This is a genomic window from Roseomonas sp. TAS13 (assembly GCF_001950415.1).
In the GTDB taxonomy this organism is placed as follows: domain Bacteria; phylum Pseudomonadota; class Alphaproteobacteria; order Acetobacterales; family Acetobacteraceae; genus Roseomonas; species Roseomonas mucosa.
The window spans coordinates 1-2172 of record NZ_BDLP01000542.1 but is presented as its reverse complement, the minus strand read 5'-3'; the positions used below and the strand labels follow the sequence as shown (position 1 = coordinate 2172).

At 74.5% G+C, this 2172-nt stretch carries 2 protein-coding genes and 1 pseudogene; all 3 read left to right on the top strand.

Going from position 1 to position 2172, the window contains the following annotated elements:
* Nucleotides 1-301 (top strand): hypothetical protein (locus tag ROTAS13_RS27520; protein ID WP_216348732.1); only part of this gene is annotated, 301 nt, incomplete at its 5' end.
* A complete protein-coding gene (locus tag ROTAS13_RS23355; RefSeq protein ID WP_019461977.1) occupies nucleotides 298-1659 on the top strand; it encodes an aminotransferase class I/II-fold pyridoxal phosphate-dependent enzyme in 1362 nt (453 codons plus the stop codon). The genes ROTAS13_RS27520 and ROTAS13_RS23355, both read left to right, overlap by 4 nt.
* Before the next feature lie 29 nt (nucleotides 1660-1688).
* Nucleotides 1689-2172, top strand: a pseudogene (locus ROTAS13_RS23350) (hypothetical protein); the annotation flags it as partial.

Below are 2172 nucleotides of genomic sequence, written 5' to 3'. Positions count from 1 at the left end.
CCCGCTCGCCGGCGTGACCGACGACCTCACCCTCGGCTCCCTCGCCGCCCGCGTGGCCGATGGCCTGCGCGGCGGCGGCGAGGAAGCCCAGGTCGCCATGCTGCTGGAGCATTTCGAGCCCTCGCATCCCCCGGAGGATCTGGCGGCGGGCGGCGAGGCGGCCTCCGGCGGCCACGCCGCTCCGCCGGCGCCCTCCCGCGACATTGCCCGTGGAATTCCCTCGCATCCTTCCCCTGGCGGCCCGCAGCCCGGCGCCGCCGGCGGCCAGCCCCTGACCACCGAGGGAGAGACCGCCCGATGACCCATTCCTTCGGCCTCTCCACCACCGCCCGCCTGGCGCTGCTGCAGCGCCTGGCCAAGCGGCGCGCGCACCAGGACGAGGCGCGGATCGGCCAAGGGGAAGACCAGGGGAGGAACCGAGGGAGCGCGGCCCGCGGCACCCGCAGCCGCTTCGCCGACCTGCCCGGCATGCGCGACTTCGCCCTGATGCAGACGGCGGTGGAGGCGCTCTCGCTGGAAAGCCCCTTCTTCCGCCCCCATGCCGGCGTCGCGGGCGCCCGGACCACCATCGGCAACAGCCGCTACCTCAACTTCTCCTCCTACAACTACCTCGGGCTGAACGGCGATCCGCGCGTCACCGGCGCGGCCAAGGCGGCGATCGACCGCTACGGCGTCTCCCCCTCCGCCTCCCGCCTCGTTTCCGGCGAGCGCCCGGTCCATGCCGAGCTGGAATCCCTGCTGGCGGAGAACTACGGCGCCGAGGCCGCGCTCTGCATGGTCTCCGGCCATGCCACCAACGTCACCGTCATCGGCCACCTGATGGGCGCGCGCGACGTCATCGTCCACGACGCCGCCATCCACAATTCCTGCACCGAGGGCGCCCGCCTTTCCGGCGCCCGGCGCATCCCCTTCGCCCACAACGACTGGCGCGCCGCCGAGCGCGCGCTGGAAGGCGCCCGCCGCGCCGCCGGCCGCGCCCTGCTGGTGGTCGAGGGCCACTACTCCATGGACGGCGACGTCCCCGACCTCGCCCGCTTCGTGGAGATCGCCCGCCGCCACGACGCCTGGCTGATGGTGGACGAGGCCCATTCCCTCGGCGTGCTCGGCCCCACCGGCCGCGGTGTCTTCGAGGCGCAGGGCGTCGATCCCGCCGGGGTGGACATCTGGATGGGCACGCTCAGCAAGACCCTGTCCGGCTGCGGCGGCTTCATCGCGGCCCAGCGCGACCTGATCGAATGGCTGCGCCACACCGCGCCGGGCTTCGTCTATTCCGTCGGCCTGCCGCCCAACCTCGCCGCCGCCGCCAGCGAATCCCTGCGCATCATGCGCGCCGAGCCCTGGCGCGTGGAGAAGCTCCAGCGCAACGCCCGCCACTTCCGCGACCGCGCCCGCGCCATGGGCTTCGACACCGGCTCCTCCGAGGGCCATGCCATCGTGCCCGTCATCACCGGCTCCTCGGTGAAGGCCGCCCGGCTGTCCGTCGCGATGTTCGAGCGCGGCGTGAACGTGCAGCCCATCGTTTTCCCCGCCGTGCCGGAACAGGCCGCCCGCCTGCGCTTCTTCCTTTGCGCCGAGCACGAGACGGCCGAGCTGGACCGCGCGCTGGAGGTCCTGGCCGAGGCCATGGCCAGCCTCTCCCCGCTGGAGGTCCCGGGCTGACCACGCTCGCCACATCGCCGGCCGGAACGATGGCCGCGCCCGCCATGGCGCGGGCATCGGCCCCGCTCCGCATCGTCGGGATCGCCTCGGCGCCGGAGGCCGCCACCTGGCTCGACCTGCCCGCGCGCCTGGGCGGGGAGGCGGCGGGCTGGACCGTGCCCCTGCTCTTCGAGAGCCGCCGCGTCTTCGATCCCGGCTTCAACACCGCCCTGGGCGAATGGCACATCGCCCGCTTCCTGGCCCTGCGCGGCGCGGAGCCGGTGGGCCGCATCTGCGCCGCCCTGCCGCGCGACGGCTCCACCGGCGGCATCGGCCATTTCGGCTTCCTGGCCTGCGAGGAGGACCCCGCCATCCTGCGCGCCCTGCTCGGCGCCGCCGCCGCGCAGCTCGCCGCCTGGGGCGCCACCGCCCTGCGCGGCCCCTTCTCCTTCTCGGTGAACCACGAGATCGGCCTGCGCGTCGAAGGCGGGGAGGCGCCGATGCTGCGCATGCCCCGCAACCCCGCCTGGCTGC